Here is a 17,264-nt window from a genome sequence, read left to right on the forward strand (position 1 = left end):
CACACAGCCTATTGAACCGCCTATGGAGAAAGACCATAGCAGCCGTCCAATGGGCTGTTTGGTATGCCGCAAAATGTCCCCCGCAAGAATAAATTGTTCTTAATAAAATACAATTCGCCGACAAAAACAAGAGTAAAAACGAGATAAGCAGACTAAATTAACGATAATAATCATTTCCAACGAATAATAATTAAAATACGGCTATTTTAAACCAAATTTCATATTTCCAATTCAATCAATTATTGATTATACTGAATATTATTCGTTATAACGAACGACAAGCGTATATCCCTGCATACATTCGTCCTGCACAGTACTATCACCCTAATTCTTCGTGGTTCTTCATAGAACTACTTTATTCGACAGGTTGCGGGATAGAATTTCGAAACAACGCGGAATATGGCGGGAAACGCCGGATGGTTATGAGAAGAAAGGAGCGGTGGAGCATTGAAGAAGCGGCATACAGCCATAATAGGGGCTTACATTCTGGTTGTCCTGGCAGGTGTGATCTGGCATAGCGGAGGAGCCAGCGCAGAGGATACGATTAAGCTCACCGTGAATTCGCATAAGACCGCCGGCGCCGCGATGAACAACATGCAGCCTGGAGATACGGTATCGACCGATTATACAGTCATTAATGGCGGTAATGAGCCGTTTGATTACTCTGTAGCCGTCCGGCTGCTTGCCGGAGATGAAGAATTATTCAATATTCTGCAGCTGACCCTGCAAAAAGAGGGAGTAATCCTCTATTCCGGGGGGATGAACGGGGCGTCAGGCGCGTTAACCCTTGGCTCGCTTGCAGGTGAAGCTGAAGCTACGGTCCAGATGAAGGTGCTGTTCCCGCCGGAAGCGGGGAACGAGTTCCAGCAGAAGGCGGTAAGCATCGCCTTGGATTTCACGGCAACGGGCACCGGTCCTGAGCCGACACCCGGGCCGGGCAGCACTCCAGAGCCGACGCCGGGCCCGACAGCGGAGCCAACGGCAGGACCATCGGCCGGGGCATCGCCAGGGCCGACCGCGGGACCGTCCGCCGAGGCATCGCCGGAGCCGACCGGCAGCCCGGGGAGCACTCCGGGAGCAACAGCCGGACCGGGCAGCAGCACACCGCCTGTGCTGACACCGGCGCCTTCACCGGCTGCGCCAGCGTTACCGCAGGAGGAGGAAGTCACCGTAAGCGAGGCTCCTGTTCCGCTGGGCGGGGGCAGTGACCCAGTTAGTGGTGGTCCATCCGCCACGCCGGGCTCTGGAGCTGTCGCACCGGGCAGCACTCCGGCACCTTCACCAGGCGGGGAAGTGACACTTGCCGATGATGAGCTTCCGCTGGGCGCACCCGATGGCAGCGGCAGGCTGCCGGATACCGCCAGTCCCTGGTACAATCTGCTTGCGGCCAGCCTGGCTGCGGCCGTGATCTGCGTCCTGGCGATCCGCAGACTGGGCCAGAAGAAATAAGATTCCGCACAAGTCTGGAGGAGAGAGTATGAGGATACGTTCCGGTCTATCACTTGCCGCGAAGCTGATCCTCCTGCTCTCTTTGTGCGTTATGCTGTATTCCGCCTTCCAGATTGTCAGAGCGCCCGCCGAAGCCCGGCAGGCGCTGCACATCTGGGACAAAAAGAGGGAGGAAGCCCGGCTGTCCCAAGTCTCTGAAGAGGAAATCCCGCTGCCCGAAGGAATGATGAGCCGCCCTGCAGAGATGACAGACCTGGCGGAAGCCCGCCCGGCTTCTTACAAGGAGGGCGAGGTGATTGGCGAGCTCTATTTCCCGAAGCTGGATCAGCGGATGGCCATTCTGGAGGGAACCGGCCGCGCTGAGCTGAGACAGGGCGCAGGTCATGATGCCGCCAGCGCCGCACCGGGCAGCTCCGGCAACAGTGTGCTGGCCGGCCACCGCGATACTGTTTTCCGCAGCCTCGGCAAGCTGGAGCCCGGCGATACACTCACGCTGGAGACGGCGGACGGGGTATTTACCTATGAAGTAACAGGGAGCAGAATTGTGGACAAGGAGATAAGGGGAGCGATTAAGCCCGGCAGCGAGCCTGTTCTTACCTTAATCACCTGTTACCCTTTCGCTTACACCGGTCCGGCACCGGACCGCTACCTGCTCTCAGCCAAGCTTGTCTCCCGTGAAAAGCCCCGGCCGCACCGCCCGTAACCAGACCGCTCTCCTCCCTAAGCGGCCCGCCTCCCTTATATTACCTGCTAGAGTATGAGACCTTGTTCAGATCGTGATAATATAGACATACGCAAGCTGAAGAGGAGATGACTTGGTTTTGAGAGAAGAGCTGATTAGACGTTTTGTATCGTATGCTCAGATGGATACCCAATCGAATGAGGACAGTGAGACCTGCCCTTCCACCCCAGGCCAGATGGAGCTGGCCCGCAAGCTGGCGGGAGAGCTCCAGGAGCTGGGACTGACAGAGATCACAGTGGACGAGAATGGCTATGTTATGGCTTCGCTGCCGGCTAACACAGATAAGGATGTTCCTGTCATCGGCTTCCTGGCTCATCTGGATACTGCAACAGAACTCACCGGCGCGAATGTGAAGCCGCAGATTGTCGAGAACTATGACGGGAAGGATCTGGTGCTGAACCAGGAGCAGAATGTTGTACTCTCCACAGAGAGCTTCCCGGAGCTGAGCGGCTACAAGGGGCATACCCTGATTACAACAGACGGCACCACCCTGCTGGGGGCGGACAACAAGGCAGGAATTGCGGAGATCATGACCGCCATGGCGTATCTGCTGGAACACCCGGAGATCCGGCACGGGAAGATCCGGGTTGCTTTTACCCCCGATGAAGAAATCGGACGCGGCCCGCATAAGTTCGACGTTGCCGCCTTCGGCGCTTCCTATGCCTATACCGTGGACGGAGGTCCGCTCGGGGAGCTGGAATATGAGAGCTTCAATGCTGCCGCCGCCAAAATCACCTTCCGCGGAGTCAACGTGCATCCCGGTACAGCCAAGGGCAAGATGATCCATTCGTCCAAAATCGCCATGGCCTTCCATCTCCGGCTGCCCGCCGGTGAAGCCCCGGAATTCACAGACGGCTACGAGGGCTTCTACCACCTGCTCTCCATACAGGGCAATGCCGAAGAGAGCAAGCTGCACTATATCATCCGCGACTTCGACCGCACGGGCTTCGAGAACCGTAAATCCACCATCGCCGCCATTGTAGAGGAATTCAAGAGCACCTACGGAGCAGACAGCATCGTGCTGGACATGAAGGACCAATACTACAACATGCGCGAGAAAATCGAGCCGGTAAGCCATATCGTCGACATCGCCCGGGAAGCAATGGAGAATCTCGGCATCACGCCGCTGATCCACCCGATCCGCGGAGGCACCGACGGTTCACAGCTGTCCTATATGGGACTGCCTACCCCGAACATATTCACCGGCGGTGAGAATTACCACGGTAAATACGAATACATCTCTGTGGACGTTATGGAGAAGGCCGTACAGGTTATCGTGGAGATCGTCAGTCTGGCGGAGCAGCGCGCTTAAGCGTCTGCCGGAGCAGCACAAGAACCCCCGCAAAAAGCACAATCCGCTCATTCGGGGTTCTTCGTGTTGTCCGGAACTTCTGCCGGGGAACCCCCTGTACCTTCGCGGCTGCTAATTGTATTCGCTTTTTCGCATACATCTACCCGCAATCCTCCACACCAGCACATTGTATTCGGTTTTTCACATACATTCAGCCCACCAACTCTCACGCCTACCCATTGTGTTCGGTTTTTCGAATACATCTGCCCGCAACCTTCCACGCCAGCCCATTATATTCGCTTTTTCGCATACATTCAGTCCACGCGCCTCGCCCTCGCCCAATGTATTCGCTTTCCTACACACCCCCCCCTGCACAGTAACATTATTCCCCAATCAAAAACCCCGGACCACCCAACTACAGGCGATCCGGGGTTCCAATGGTTATTGCTTCAGCGGCAGCCAGCCCGGCGTATGAACCAATGCTCTCCAGAGCGGGTCCGGGATCACAAGCTCAGCCTGCGCTTCCGTATCCAGCTCCGTCTTAATCTCATTGGCCCGGCCCTCAGCCAATTTCTGCACCCAGTCCGGATCGATCAGGAGCGGACGGCCCAGCGCAACCAGGCTGATGCCGCTGTCCAGAGCCTTCAGGGCATCGGCAGCGGTATAGAGCGAGCCAACTCCGATCACAGGAGCCTTACCGGCCGCGCGGTCTACAATTTGATCGATCCGCGGACGGCTGTCCTCCGTTCCCCGGCGCGGCAGCGACCATAGCTCCATGAGGGAGACATGGAGATAATCCAGCCCTTCGGCGGTCAGGGCATCGACCAGCGCGAAGGTCTCTGCCATCGTAATCCCCGGCGTCTCCGGCTCTTCAGGCGAGAAGCGGTAGCCTACAATGAAGGCCTCCCGGGCATGCTCCCGCACCGCTTCCTTCACGCTGCGCAGCACGGCCAGCGGGAAGGCCAGGCGCTTCTGCAGATCTCCGCCCCAGCGGTCGTCGCGGCGGTTCGAGTGCGGCGAGAAGAACTGCTGCACCAGATAGCCGTTCGCGCCGTGAATCTCCACGCCATCGAAGCCGGCTTCGATGGCCCGGCGGGTGGCTTCCCCGAAGTCCGCGATGATTCCAGTAATCTCTTCGTCCGTCAGCGGACGGGGCACCGGACCGGTTCCTCCGCCCGGCAGCTCAGACGGCACAGCGCTTGCGCTGACCGGCTGGCCGTCCGGAAGCTGCTCCGGCGGGCATTGGCGTCCGCCGTGGAAAATCTGCAGGATGGCCTTCGCCCCCTGCCCCTTGATCGCATCCGCCAGCTCGCGCAGGCTGGGAATCAGCCCGTCATGGTCGGCTCCGAATTCACCCGGGAAGCCTTTGCCGCCGCGGTTCACATAGACACACGCGGTAATGACCATCCCCGCTCCCCCGGAGCGGCGGATGTAATAATCCAGCTCCTCGCGGGAGACCGCTCCATCCTCATGTGAGGAGAAATTCGTCATCGGTGCCATCACCAGCCGGTTCTTCAGCTCCACTCCATTCGCGAAGCGGAACGTTTCCAGCAGCGGGCTATACTCTGTTTTCAGCATGGTTATCCATCCCTTCATTAATATCATTCAGAATCACTAATTTACCCGGTATACAGGCCGGGCCTCTCCCGGCTATTATCATACTACAATGGATGGACAATCGCACATTTGTGAAATGCCGCTGCATTTTTACATAGGCTGTGCTACCATACATGTGGTCTCCGAAAATTCTGAATAACAAGAAGGTGTATGATGGACACAAGCAAGCCCGCAGAAATGAAGTTAATGAAGCTGACCTGGCCGATTTTTCTGGAGCTGTTCCTGTTCATGCTCATGGGAACCATGGATACGTTCATGATCAGCTCCGTCTCCGATGATGCCGTCTCCGGCGTCGGGGCGGCCAATCAGATTATTGCCATAGCTATCCTGGCGCTCAGCGTCATCGGGAACGGCGCGGCGATTGTCGTGTCGCAGTATCTCGGCTCCAAGCAGCCACGGGAGGCCGCAAGGGTCATCGGCAATGCCGTTACCCTCAATCTCGCGGTCGGTCTAATTCTAAGCACCGTCATGCTGCTGTTCGGAAGCCATCTGCTGCAGGCGCTTAATGTAAAAGGTGATATTCTCGCCTACGGCCGTTCCTATATCAATATTGTCGGAGGCGCCATTTTCCTGCAGGCACTGATTAATGCCCTGGCTGCCGCCATCCGCTCCCACGGCTTCACCAGGCAGTCGATGATGGTATCGCTGCTGATGAATATCATCCATGTCGGGGGCAACTATCTGCTGATCTTCGGGCATCTCGGATTGCCTGTACTTGGAGTGGAAGGAGCGGCCATCTCAACAATTACCAGCCGTTTCATCGCTCTTATTATGTTCTTCATCATGCTCTACCGGATTATGGAGGTGAAGGTGAAATGGAGCTATTACATTCATCTCTCCCGGAAGTACGTGCTGCAGATTCTGAAGATCGGGATTCCGTCCGCTTTTGAATCGGTGATTTATCAGTGCTGCCAGCTGGTCTTCACCCTGTACATTACCTATCTCGGCGCCGAAGCGATGGCTACCCGCCAGTACGCGGTGAATATCTCGAGCTACATCTTCCTGTTCAGCGTGGCGGTGGCGATGGGCACTTCAATCATTGTCGGTCATCTCGTCGGTGCCAGAAGAATGCAGGAGGCCTACTCGCGGGTATTCACCAGTGTAAAGTGGGCGCTGCTGGTTACCGTTCTTATGGATGCGCTGGTCATCCTGTTCCGCAAGCCGCTGCTGGGCCTGTTCACAGACAATGAGATGATCATCGCCATGGGGGCACAGGTAATCCTGCTCAGCTTCTTCCTGGAGACCGGACGGACCTGCAATCTGGTCATCATCAACTCGCTGCGCGCGTCCGGCGATGCCCGCTTCCCGGTCTACATGGGCCTGATCTCGATGGTGTGCATGAGCCTGCCGCTCGGCTACTTCCTCGTATTCACGCTTGACCTGGGCCTGGCCGGGGTCTGGCTGGCAACCGCCTTCGACGAATGGGTGCGGGCGGTCATTATGTACTTCCGCTGGAAGAGCAGAGCGTGGGAGAAGCATGGCCTGATCCAGCATGAGCCGGCTGAGCCGGCGGGCGCTGCACCGGCAGCCCCAGCTCATTAACCAGCAACGAACAAGGGATGCCCCAGCCGCAACGATCCGGCTGATGGCATCCCTTATATGTTCCCGGCTCAGCTTCCCTTGGCGAATGCTTCCTTGTGCCTCTCGGCGAACTGCTCCGGCGTAACCGCCTTGCCGAACAGCGCCTGGATCATGTCCAGATGAACCTGTGCTGCACTCGGCTTCATCTGGACATCGGCGAACAGCGCAATGCTGCTGGCATGGTACAATTCATTCAGCAGATCTACATAGAGCTGCGGCAGCGCCTCATCCGTGGTATCCACCCGGGTCGCCGGGATGACCCCGGCACTGGTTACCGATGTTTCCCCCCATTTGTCAACGAAGTATTCCACAAAAGCCTTGGCCTCCTCCTTCACCTTGGAGGACTCCGCCACAAACAGTCCAACCCCAGGTCCTCCCATCCAGCTGCGGATATTGCCCTTCCCGCCTTCTATAGTGGGGAACTTGAAGAACCCGACCTTGTCCTTGAACTCCTGCGTGATTTCCGGGTTCGTGGTGAAGTTCGGCAGCTCCCAGGTTCCGGTCAGGTACATAGCAGCTTGCTCATCCATGAATTCCGATTTGCCCTCATCATAAGACAGCCCGTTGAAGCCGCGGTTGAAGGCGTTCATATCCACCAGCGTCTGCACCTCAGCCGCCGCCCGGACCAGGCCGGGATCATCGAAATAGCTGGTCCCCTTCGTTGCCCGCTTCAGCGTCTCGCTGCCGGCAATGCGGTCGGCAAGATACATATACCACAGCGAACCGGTCCAGCGGTCCTTGTTCCCCAGTGCCACCGGAGCTACACCATGGCTGGAGAGCGCTCTCACAACATCTTTGAATTCCTCATAGGTAGTGGGAACCTCAAGATTATATTTGGCAAAAATGGCCTTGTTATAGAAGATCGGCGAGATATTCATCTCAATCGGCAGCGCATAGGTCTTATCATCGACCACATAGGCCTCCGTAGCGCCGTTCACGAATTTGCCCTTAAGCCGCGCACCTTGCAGAATATCATCCAGCGGCGCGAACAATCCCCCTCTGGCATAAGGCTCAATGAAGCCCGCCGCCCAGGTAATGCCCACATCAGGGAGATCGTTGGAGGCGGAGAGCACCTTCAATTTATTTTTATACTGCTCGTTCTCCAGCACGTCCTGCTTAATATTAATATTGGGATGGTCCTGCTCATATTCGCTGATAATCTGGCTAACCAGCTTGTACTGCTGGGCGGAGAGTCCGGCGGGCCACAGGTGCATCATATGAATTGTAATTTTCCTGGCCGATGCATCAGTGAATGCTGCCCCGCTGTTATCGCTTGTGAAGCTGCAGCCTGACAGGGCAAGCACCAGAGCAAGCACCACGGCAAAGACCGTGAACAAACTTCCCGCTGTGTGATTCCTTCGCATTGCTTAGCCTCCCATTTCACGTTACAAGGCCCTTTGAAATCGCTATCAATCAAATTCTAGCATCGTCCCCGGAGGCAGATAAGACTACACTTATTGGGTATAACTCCACATTTATTGGATTTCCTGCGGTCCGCCCTTCATCTGCTGCCGGTACCGGCTTGGGCTTACCGCTTCAAGTGACTTGAATACTTTGATAAAATATTTATCCGTCCGGTAGCCGACACGCTCCGCAATCTCCCCGATGGTCAGCCCGGTCTGCAGCAGCATCTCCTTGGCCCGCTGAATGCGCAGACGCGCCAGATACTCCGTGAAGGACACGCCCACCTGCTCTTTGAACAATACGCTGAAGTAACTGGCGTTCAGATGGATCAGCCCCGCTACCTCGGCCATCGTCAGCTGTTCATGCAGGTGCTGCTCCACGTATGTGATCGCCTCCTTGACCGGCTGCCCCATCCCTGCCTTGTCGGTGTCAATCTCCAGCAGCTTGTGATCCACCAGCTTCTCCAGCTTCACATGGCGCTGGCGCTCCTCCTCGCGCTTCAGCGCGTCCTCCACCACGGACAGCAGCTCGGACTTGTCCAGCGGCTTCAGAAGATAATTAACAGCCCCCAGCCGCATGGCCTGTTGTACATAATCGAATTCGGCATAACCGGAGATGACAATAATCACCGGCTTCCAGGCTGCGTCCTGAAGCGAGTTGATCAGATCCAGCCCGCTGACCTCCGGCATCCGCACATCCGTAATGAGCAGATGCACCCGCTCCTGCCGCAGCCGCTCGCGCGCCTCCACCCCGTTGTCGCAGGTCTCCACAGTATACCGCCCGGCCGCCCATACCTCCAGCGTCTGCCGGATGCCCTGCCGGGTTCTCGGTTCATCATCTACGATCAATATGGTCCTGTTGCCCAGACTCATAGGAATATCCTCCATTGCTCGGAATTTCAAACATAATTACAGTGCCTTCTGTCAGCCGGCTCTCAATGATCAGGCCCTCCGACTTGAGGCCGTCCTCCATGTAATAGAGCCTCAGCCTCCGCTGCACATTCACCAGGCCGACGCCGCTGCCCTTGGACGAGATAGACGGCCCGCCCTCCAGCGCATGACGCAGCGCCGCAAGAGTCTCCTCATCCATGCCAGGCCCGTTGTCCGACACCTTCACCAGCGTCCAGCCCTCCCGGGAGGACGGGCCGATGTCCACTTCGATTCTCCCGCACCCTACCCGGCTCTCCACGCCATGGTTGATAGCGTTCTCCACAATCGGCTGAATCAGCAGCTTGGGCACCGGCACCGCGGCCTCATGCGGGTCAAGCCGGATGTCCCAGGTCAGGCGTTCCCCCATCCGCATCTCCATAATCCGCAGATACCGCCTGATCTGCTCGACTTCTTCACTAAGCGTGACCCATTCATCCTTATTGTCAGGACTGCCCATAATATAGCGGAACAGCCTGGACATGATGACCATCAGACTGGCCAGCTCCTCCTCACCCTTCTCCTCCAGCGACCAGTTGAAGGCCTCCAGCGTGTTGAACAGGAAATGGGGATTGATCTGGGCCTGCAGAGCCTTAAGCTCGGTGCGGCTCTGCAGAACCTCCTTCTCGTAGACAACACGGATCAGATCATTGATATTGGCAACCATTCCATTGTAGGTATAATTCAGCTCCCGCAGCTCCATCGTCGATACCTTCTGCGAATTGGGGGTCAGCACCCCCAGGCGGGATTTGCGCATCGCCCGGATCAGATGGATAATCGGCCTGGTAATCATCGTGGACAGCAGGAAGGACATAATCAGGAACAGCAGGGTGCCTATCCCGCCCGACACCAGCAGCACCGTCCGCAGCACAGACAGCCCCTTGGTCACATAGCTGACCGGAGTCAGCACCAGCAGCGTCCACTGGGTCTTGTCCGACCGCAGCTTGACCTGGACATACTCCTTGTCCAGATAGGTCACCGTCTGATCCCCGCTCTCCAGAAGCGGGAGCAGATCGGCCTTCGGCGTCTCGCTGCTGCCCAGGAGCTGGCCCGCATCGTTCACCAGCAGCACCGACTCGCCGCCGTCACTGCCGGAGAGCGGATCATCCAGCTGGAAATAGCTACGCTGGATGCGGGCCATCAGATACCCGCCCCGCGAGAACCAGCGGTCCATCAGGCTGACCTGGCGGATCGCCAGCAGGCTCTGGTCATCGTCCGGGTCCACACCGATCCAGACCAGCCGCCCCTTCTGGTCATTCGCCTCAGTGATGTCCGGCTCGCTGATCCGGGCCGTCAGGCTGCCGTCCTTAATCGGGAAGAGCAGCCGGTAATCGGCGGTGTACAGCTCCAGCGAGCCCACGCTCGGCATGTACGCCTGGTAGCTGGAGACAATCTGCAGCAGCGACTGGCGCTGATTGAAGGACACTTCATTGCCGTTCAATTCCTCCAGCAGAAGCTGCTGGACTGTAGGATGATTGGCCACCTGCTCCATCAGGCTGTCAATCTGGCCGATCAGCGCATCCAGCCGCCCGTTGGCCTGAACCGCCGTCTGCTGGATATGCCGCTCGGCGTTATCTTTGAGCAGAACCGATACCCGGTCGTATACAAACACCCCGGATACCAAAATAATAATCAGCATAACGAGCAAAAAACCGATGAATATCTGATTGCGCAGTGTGTTAAGCTCTCTGAACCTCTGAAACATCGGAATTCCTTCTTTCCCTGGCAGCATTTCCACCTCTATTCTCCAATACTCCAGAGGTTTGTCAAGAGAAATCCTTGCCCGGGGTGACGCCAAAGAGCCCTTCGGGCAGCTCTTCCGGTTCAGAAGCTGTCCAAGGGCTCTCGCAGATGCTATCAAGTTAATCTATCTTTTTCCATTTATGTATTCTTAGCCCTTATCTCCAACTATCCCTTAATCGCCTGTGCTTGTCAACCCCGGCATATCATGCCGGCAGAAGCGGCAGACTACCGGATTGTAACGCCCTGCTTCTTCGCCTTCATATCTCTGTTCTTGTTCACCAGCTTGGGCAGCATCTTCATGCTTCTGGTCATCGGCGAGCCGCATTGCCAGCATGTAGGCACCTGCTGGAAGGCGAAGTCATCGCGCACCCATCCTGTGCACCCTTCCTTCGTGCAGGACCAGACCGCCGTCTCTTCCTGCGGGAGATTCAATACCGGTTTTTTACGAAAATACATATGTACCCCTCCTGTCACAGAACTGTGCCTGCGCATAAAATAACCCCACGAAGTGGAGCTTGTGTTTGGTGTTCGGTTTTTCATTTACATTCCATTTCTGCACAATAAAAAAACCGCCCTCAACTGGTGTCAAGGGCAGCTTATTGGTGTTATTACAGCTTTACAACGTTTTCAGCCTGTGGTCCGCGTGCGCCTTCTACTACATTGAACTCAACCTGTTGGCCTTCGTCCAGTGTCTTGAAGCCTTCGCCAGTGATTGCGGAGAAGTGTACGAATACGTCGCTTCCGCCTTCAACCTCGATGAAGCCGAAACCTTTGTCTGCGTTGAACCATTTAACTGTACCTGTTTGCATTGATATTACCTCCAAAATTAATTTAACACATGTCCTTTTATTACTGCGTACGAAACGAGCAAATAAAAATTCACACATTGGAAAAGGATTCATCGTACAAATGATAACCTTTTACAATATGTGAATGCATGGGTTAAATTTACGATTGACCTCATTGTAGCACACCGTTCATCCAATTGCAATGGACCCGCAGATATTTATTTAAATTTAAATAAATCAGGGTGGACGCACGATAGCCGGGCAGTTACCGCACGTCCGCCTGCTGCAGAGCCTTAGTCGATGTATCCGGCCAGACCCTTGTCCATCAGATAATCCATCTCAGCATCCAGAATGGTCTCCACGGTCAGTTCGTCCAGCTTCACATCGCGCTGTGCGGTAACATAATCGACCAGATCATCATGATCGATATCCACCTCGCCCTTGGCATTAGCCTTGGCCTTATTGATGAAGGCCTGCTCATGCTTCAGCACCAGCCGGATGGCGGCCGGAGCCACCTTCGTCTCTGCGGACAGCACCTCGACCAGCTCCCGCTCATTCACTTCATTGCTCTTGCTCATCTTCGTCATTCAACTCCTTGGCATTGATGCACCCTGATTGTATCACAAGTCCTGCAGAGGCGTGCATTCTCATTCTCTCCACCAGGGAGCAGACGGAACCGTCTCATCCTCCGCAGCTACCGTCTCCCCGATTCTCGGCATAGCCAGCCTTACCCCTCTTGCCGCCGCTGCTGCGAAGACCCGCTCCGCAGGATCGTTCCAGTCGTGCATGGCCAGGGTGAAGGCTCCCCAATGAATGGGGATCAGCAGCCCGCCCTGCACATCGATATGCGCCTGGACCGTCTGCTCCGGCAGCATATGAATATCGGCCCAGCGCGGATCATATTGGCCGCATTCCATCAGGGTCAGGGCGAAGGGGCCATACTTGCGTCCAATCTCGGCAAAATGCGGCCCGTAGCCGCTGTCCCCGCTGAAGAAGACCCTGTTCTTCCCGCCCTGGATAATCCAGGAGCACCACAGTGTGGTGTTACGGTCCAGCAGGCTCCGGCCGGAGAAGTGCCGCGCCGGGGTACAGGTAAAGGTGATCCCGGCATAGGTCAATTCGTCGCCCCAGTCCTGCTCGCGGATCTTCTCCCCGCTCACTCCCCAGCGGCGCAGGTGGGCGCCGGCGCCCAGCGGGACGATGAACAAGCCCACCCGGTCCTTGAGCTTGCGGATCGTTCCGTAATCCAAATGATCATAGTGGTCGTGAGAGAGCAGCACGGCATCGATCTGCGGCAGCTCGGAGACATCCAGCGGAAGCTGCTTGCTGTAGCGGCCGCCGCCGGCGAACGGAAACGGCGACGGGGCGCGGCCGAGCATCGGGTCCAGAAACAGCACAGCGCCATCAATCTCCAGCAGCACCGCAGAATGTCCAAACCAGGTGGCCCGGGTCTCCCGGCCCTGCCCGATCGATTCAGGCCGCAGCGGGAGCGGCTGCAGGGGAACAGCAGGCCTCGACAGCGGATTACCCCGCACAAAATCCTTCAGGATAGAGAGGCTTCCGGCAACACCTCCGCTGCTTAATGAGGTCGCCTGCGGATAAACAAATTTGCCCTCGCGGTAATTCAGCGAACGGCTGTACCGCTCCCGCTCCCGTCTACCGGCTCTGCGCCCGAAAGCCGGGTAGAGCGTCATGACGAGATAGGCGGCCGCAACCAGTGCTGCAAGTACAAACGCAATGATGATTAAGATCATATAATCCTTCTTTCTACTTCGTCCGGCCCAGCCGGCGGGCTACAATGAGGATCAGCAGGAGCGAGACGGCAAGCATCATGAGGTTGAACAGCCATGGCTCCTGGAACCAGCGGCCGCCGTCCCCAGGGCCTTCCGCAGCCTCGGCAGGAATAGCCGTCTCTGCGCCAAGCGCAGCCGCCGCCGGCTGCTCACCGTCGATCCGGTCTTTGAAGTTAATGATGTCATACTGCGGGGCAGCAGCCTGGCCGTTACCATAGACCAATGTATAAGGTGCCTTATCCCCCTGCGCCTCTCCTGCGAATACCAGCCGGTCCACCAGGTACTCCATACTGAGGCCGGTAACCGGAATCGGCGCATCATCCAGATTGTAGATAACAATCCGCAGCTTCGCTGCGGAGGACGGCATGAGCGGCTGAATCTCCGTCCGGGCAATCCGGGTATTCTTGAAATCGAGCCGGTACAGCTCCCCGCTTCCAGCTAACGGAAGCTTAACTCCGTCCGCGTCATACAGCTCAACCCGCCGCAGGAAGGTCCCGCTGCTGCTGAGATTCACCTTGGCAATTTTAAGCCGGTCTGCATTGTTAATGACGATCTCGGTGCGGTTCCCGCTCTGGGTTGTCTCTGCGTCTGCTGTCTTTTGCCGGATGAACGGCGTCATCCGCTCCTCCCTGCCGCTGTCCAGCAGCGTAAGGCCGGGGAACTTCAGCCCCTCCGCGTTATTCTTCACCACCAGCCGGTAATAACTGAACTTGTAGCTGCGCTCTAGCACGATGCTGTCGGCCTGCTGCCCGCCGGTGGTGTACAGCTCCCCATAGGCCAACCGCTCCCAGGCTGTGCCGTCATAACCGCCCCATACCTCCACATGCTTCAGGAACGGTTCGGCCGGAAGCTCGAACACAAGCTTATTGCCCTGGATATCCACATGCTCTGCCAACGGCTGTATCTGATAATCCAGCAGAGTGTCCGGCCCTTTCACCGCCTCGTGGATCAGCTCCGATGAATAGGCCTTGTTACGCTCCTCCACCGACTCCACTCCGCGCTCCAGATAATAAGGGACGGCAGCCCCGGTACCGTCCTTCACCCGCAGATCGCGCAAATCCTCCGCCGCGGAACGGTAGACCGCTTCATCCAGATACAGCTCGTAATAATCAGCGGGCTGCGGAACTGTAATGGCACGCGAGAACCTCCACGAGCCGCTGTCTGTCTTCTCCGCTGATCCGGATGCCGCTGTCCTATCCGGCACCGGACCACCCGTTAGCCCGAGCAGCGACCCGCCGATCATCACCGCAAGCAACGCAGCCGCTCTAGCTCTCTTCCCGGTCTGTTTCTGCCTGCGCATAGGCTTCCTCCATTCTGGCCGATATCCGCTGATAGAGGTAAGAGATCCCCAGCAGACAGAGCCCGAAGCTGAAATAAGCGATGATCTTGCTGCCGGTGTTCAGCAGGGTCAGATCATAGAGCAACAGCTTGCCGGTAGCCAGCAGGGACAGCCCCAGCCCGAAACGGCGGATATACAGGTACCGCTTCCAGAAGCCGTATATAATGAACAGCACGGCCAACAGCAGATAGACCAGACTGAAGGCCAGACCGCCGTCACGGACCTGCAGCTGCACGCTGAGGAACGCCGTAATCATCACCAGCAGGTAGATGCCCATGGCTACCGGATACAGCTCCATGTCCTTATATTCGCGCAGCAGCCGGTTCCGCAGCAGCCGTCCGGCGCTGATCCACACGAAGACATTGAAGAGAATCAGGACAGCCAGCGCCAGAATATCCGCAAATGAGCTTCCGGCCACGCCCTCCGGCAGGCTCGGCATCCGGAGCGTGACGCCGATGCAGATGGCATAAGTGATTCCGTATAGCAGCATGACCATGATGCCAACCACGGCATCGTACAGCACCCTGATCTTCGGCAGCGCATAGGCAAGCCCCGAAGCGAGCAGTGCCGCCACCAGCAGCTTGTAGAAGCCATTGTGCGCCATATTCTCCGGCACCGCCAGGTCGTACAGGCGAAGCGCTTCATACACAGCATAGGCATAGAAGTTAACGATCGCGGCATATTTGAACCAGACGGCGGCCTGAACCTCTGCCGGCGTACTGAGCAGCAGAATCTCCTTGTCACCATGACGGATAGCATACAGCAAGGCCACGGTAACCATCCCTGCCGTGATGAAGGTATACTTCAGATCGAAGTAGGAAGGAATGTAGTAGATTGCCCCATTATACACGGAGAGCTGCAGCAGCACATCGAAGCCGAAGAAGGCCAGCAGACAGAGCGACAGCACACCCCAGCCTGCGCGTTCCACACCCTTGAAGCGGTTCAGATGGCCGTAGACGGTTAGAGCTACACCTTCCACCAGCCAGCCGATCGACCACCAGTCTGCTCCCAGCTGGAACGGAACCATCAGGATGGCGAAGGTCAGCGAGGTGATATAGAAAAGCAGACGGCTCTCCCGTTCGCCGGGCATCCGCTTCTCCAGCAGCATTCCCAGTCCCAGATACATCAGGCAGAAGGCCAGCGCGAGCGCCCCCTTGTACGCATCCAGACCAGCATCCAGGAGGAGCAGATACAGCGTGACACAGCTGACGAGCGTATTGCAAGCCAACAGGCCGAAATCCAGCCAGTTCAGCTTCAGCTTGAACCTGAGCGGGTACCAGAGGGTAATGCCCAGATACATGGCGAAGGTCAGCACCGCACAGAGCATGGCTGCCGCGTGGCTGTCTGACAGGTAGATCAGCACTGAAATGGACGGCGTATTGAACACGAAGCTGATGTAATGGACAACCACCCAGCGCTTGCGCAGGGAGACCAGCAGAATCAGCAGATTCAGCAGGAACAGATAGCCCATCGCCACATATACGGCACTGCCCTCCAGCCCGAACGCCCCTATGTATGAGAACAGCGGCAGATAGCCTCCGATCAGGCCCATGGAACATATCGTGCGTGACTCATAGCGCAGCGACAGCAGAACAGCAGCCAGGGTCACCAGAACCGACAGCCCGAGCGCAGGCCATAACCCGATAATCTCCAGCAGAAAATAACTGTAAAAGATCGAGCCGTACAGCACCGATATCCCGCCCCCGATTAACCCGAGCGCAAAGGGCCCTCTGCCCTTGCGGAACAGCCACTCCCCGCCGCCGAGCATGACAGCCCCCAGCAGGAAAAAGGCACTGCCCTTCATATAATCATTGAACCAGGTGGAATAAGTGTACCTGAACCCGGCTCCGACCGCCAGAATCAGCAGCAGAATGCCCAGGCGGTTAATCCAGTTCAGGCCGATCTTCATTTCGATCCGGTTCTGCCTGCGGCGGCGCAGCAGCGTCTCCTCGCTGACCCCCTCGGCCTCGAAGCGGTCCAGCCCGCTGCCCACCTGCTGCTTAAGCGTACGCTCCGCCTCCCGCTGCCACTGCCGGCGCAAGAGGATGCTCTCATTCAGCTTACTCTGCACCTCATCCAGGATGTAGGTAATCTGTGTCTTGTCCTGGCCCAGCTCACGGGCGCCGATGCGGTACATCTCTTCAATCCGCCGTTTGGCCTCCTGCTCATAGGCCGTCAGCCGGTCCAGATAGGCGTTATCCTGTGAGCCGAAGTACGTCTGCAGCTTCTGCCGCGATACCCGCAGAATGCCCAGCTTCTCATCCAGGATCTGCTCCGCCAGCGCGGTCCGCAGCTCCGCATTGTCGCGCTCAAGCTGCGCAGCCTTCTGCTTCAGCTCGGCCAGCCCCTGCCGGGCGGTCTCATTCTCCTTCCTTAATGACTCATTCTCGCGGACCAGATCACTGCCCTCATACTCTTCAATCAATGCCCGGTATTCCTTAAGCAGCATATCCTGCTGCTGCTGGACCGCCTTCATCCGCTCTCTGAAATCCTCCATAGCCATCCCCCAGTGCCTGCGATCAGCGAATTTTGCTTACCATTGTATCTTATGTCTATATCCTTAATTAACCATTACATCCCCTGTAAAAATC

The 17,264-nt window shown here is 57.0% G+C and carries 14 protein-coding genes; 4 read left to right on the plus strand and 10 right to left on the minus strand.

Features of this window, described 5'->3' with window-relative positions; genetic code table 11:
- Positions 1-447: 447 nt before the first annotated feature.
- The 3 genes from MHI24_RS14725 to pepT all read left to right on the plus strand — a co-directional run bounded on the left by MHI24_RS14725 (position 448) and on the right by pepT (position 3,503).
- Positions 448-1,449 carry a hypothetical protein gene (locus MHI24_RS14725; RefSeq protein ID WP_340026336.1) on the plus strand — a complete coding sequence of 334 codons (1,002 nt, stop codon included), beginning with the start codon at positions 448-450 and terminating at the stop codon, positions 1,447-1,449.
- Positions 1,450-1,477: 28 nt separating this feature from the next.
- Positions 1,478-2,152, plus strand: a complete 675-nt coding sequence (locus MHI24_RS14730) for a sortase (RefSeq protein ID WP_340026337.1) — start codon at positions 1,478-1,480, stop codon at positions 2,150-2,152.
- A gap of 118 nt (positions 2,153-2,270) precedes the next feature.
- Positions 2,271-3,503 (plus strand): peptidase T, encoded by a 1,233-nt coding sequence (gene pepT / locus MHI24_RS14735; protein WP_340026338.1) that lies wholly within the window; start codon positions 2,271-2,273, stop codon positions 3,501-3,503.
- 420 nt (positions 3,504-3,923) lie between these two features.
- Here pepT and MHI24_RS14740 read toward each other — a convergent pair whose 3' ends face one another.
- Positions 3,924-5,060: an NADH-dependent flavin oxidoreductase gene (locus tag MHI24_RS14740; protein WP_340026339.1), complete on the minus strand. Its 1,137-nt coding sequence runs from the start codon at positions 5,058-5,060 to the stop codon at positions 3,924-3,926.
- A gap of 192 nt (positions 5,061-5,252) precedes the next feature.
- Between MHI24_RS14740 and MHI24_RS14745 the strand changes: the two genes are divergently transcribed.
- Positions 5,253-6,641 carry an MATE family efflux transporter gene (locus MHI24_RS14745; RefSeq protein ID WP_340026340.1) on the plus strand — a complete coding sequence of 463 codons (1,389 nt, stop codon included), beginning with the start codon at positions 5,253-5,255 and terminating at the stop codon, positions 6,639-6,641.
- A gap of 68 nt (positions 6,642-6,709) precedes the next feature.
- Here the strand turns inward: MHI24_RS14745 and MHI24_RS14750 are convergent, their stop codons facing one another.
- From MHI24_RS14750 to MHI24_RS14790, 9 genes are all read right to left on the minus strand, one after another.
- Positions 6,710-8,044, minus strand: coding sequence for an extracellular solute-binding protein (locus MHI24_RS14750; RefSeq protein ID WP_340026341.1), 1,335 nt, complete (start codon positions 8,042-8,044; stop codon positions 6,710-6,712).
- 111 nt (positions 8,045-8,155) lie between these two features.
- Positions 8,156-8,956, minus strand: a complete 801-nt coding sequence (locus tag MHI24_RS14755) for a response regulator (protein WP_340026342.1) — start codon at positions 8,954-8,956, stop codon at positions 8,156-8,158.
- Positions 8,919-10,715 (minus strand): sensor histidine kinase, encoded by a 1,797-nt coding sequence (locus MHI24_RS14760; RefSeq protein WP_340026343.1) that lies wholly within the window; start codon positions 10,713-10,715, stop codon positions 8,919-8,921. Before MHI24_RS14760 ends, MHI24_RS14755 begins: the two co-directional genes overlap by 38 nt.
- Before the next feature lie 263 nt (positions 10,716-10,978).
- Positions 10,979-11,209 carry a cold-shock protein gene (locus tag MHI24_RS14765; protein WP_340026344.1) on the minus strand — a complete coding sequence of 77 codons (231 nt, stop codon included), beginning with the start codon at positions 11,207-11,209 and terminating at the stop codon, positions 10,979-10,981.
- A 152-nt stretch (positions 11,210-11,361) separates the two neighbouring features.
- Entirely contained in the window at positions 11,362-11,562 is a 201-nt protein-coding gene (locus MHI24_RS14770; RefSeq protein WP_238651382.1) for a cold-shock protein, read from the minus strand.
- Between the two features lie 272 nt (positions 11,563-11,834).
- Positions 11,835-12,119, minus strand: a complete 285-nt coding sequence (locus MHI24_RS14775) for a hypothetical protein (protein ID WP_340026345.1) — start codon at positions 12,117-12,119, stop codon at positions 11,835-11,837.
- Positions 12,120-12,188: 69 nt separating this feature from the next.
- Positions 12,189-13,295 (minus strand): MBL fold metallo-hydrolase, encoded by a 1,107-nt coding sequence (locus MHI24_RS14780; RefSeq protein WP_340026346.1) that lies wholly within the window; start codon positions 13,293-13,295, stop codon positions 12,189-12,191.
- Positions 13,296-13,308: 13 nt separating this feature from the next.
- A complete protein-coding gene (locus MHI24_RS14785) occupies positions 13,309-14,634 on the minus strand; it encodes a DUF3999 family protein (RefSeq protein WP_340026347.1) in 1,326 nt (441 codons plus the stop codon).
- Positions 14,600-17,170 (minus strand): DUF2339 domain-containing protein, encoded by a 2,571-nt coding sequence (locus MHI24_RS14790; protein WP_340026348.1) that lies wholly within the window; start codon positions 17,168-17,170, stop codon positions 14,600-14,602. Before MHI24_RS14790 ends, MHI24_RS14785 begins: the two co-directional genes overlap by 35 nt.
- Positions 17,171-17,264 lie beyond the last annotated feature (94 nt).

The organism is Paenibacillus sp. FSL K6-1096, assembly GCF_037977055.1.
Taxonomy (GTDB): Bacteria; Bacillota; Bacilli; order Paenibacillales; family Paenibacillaceae; genus Paenibacillus_AQ.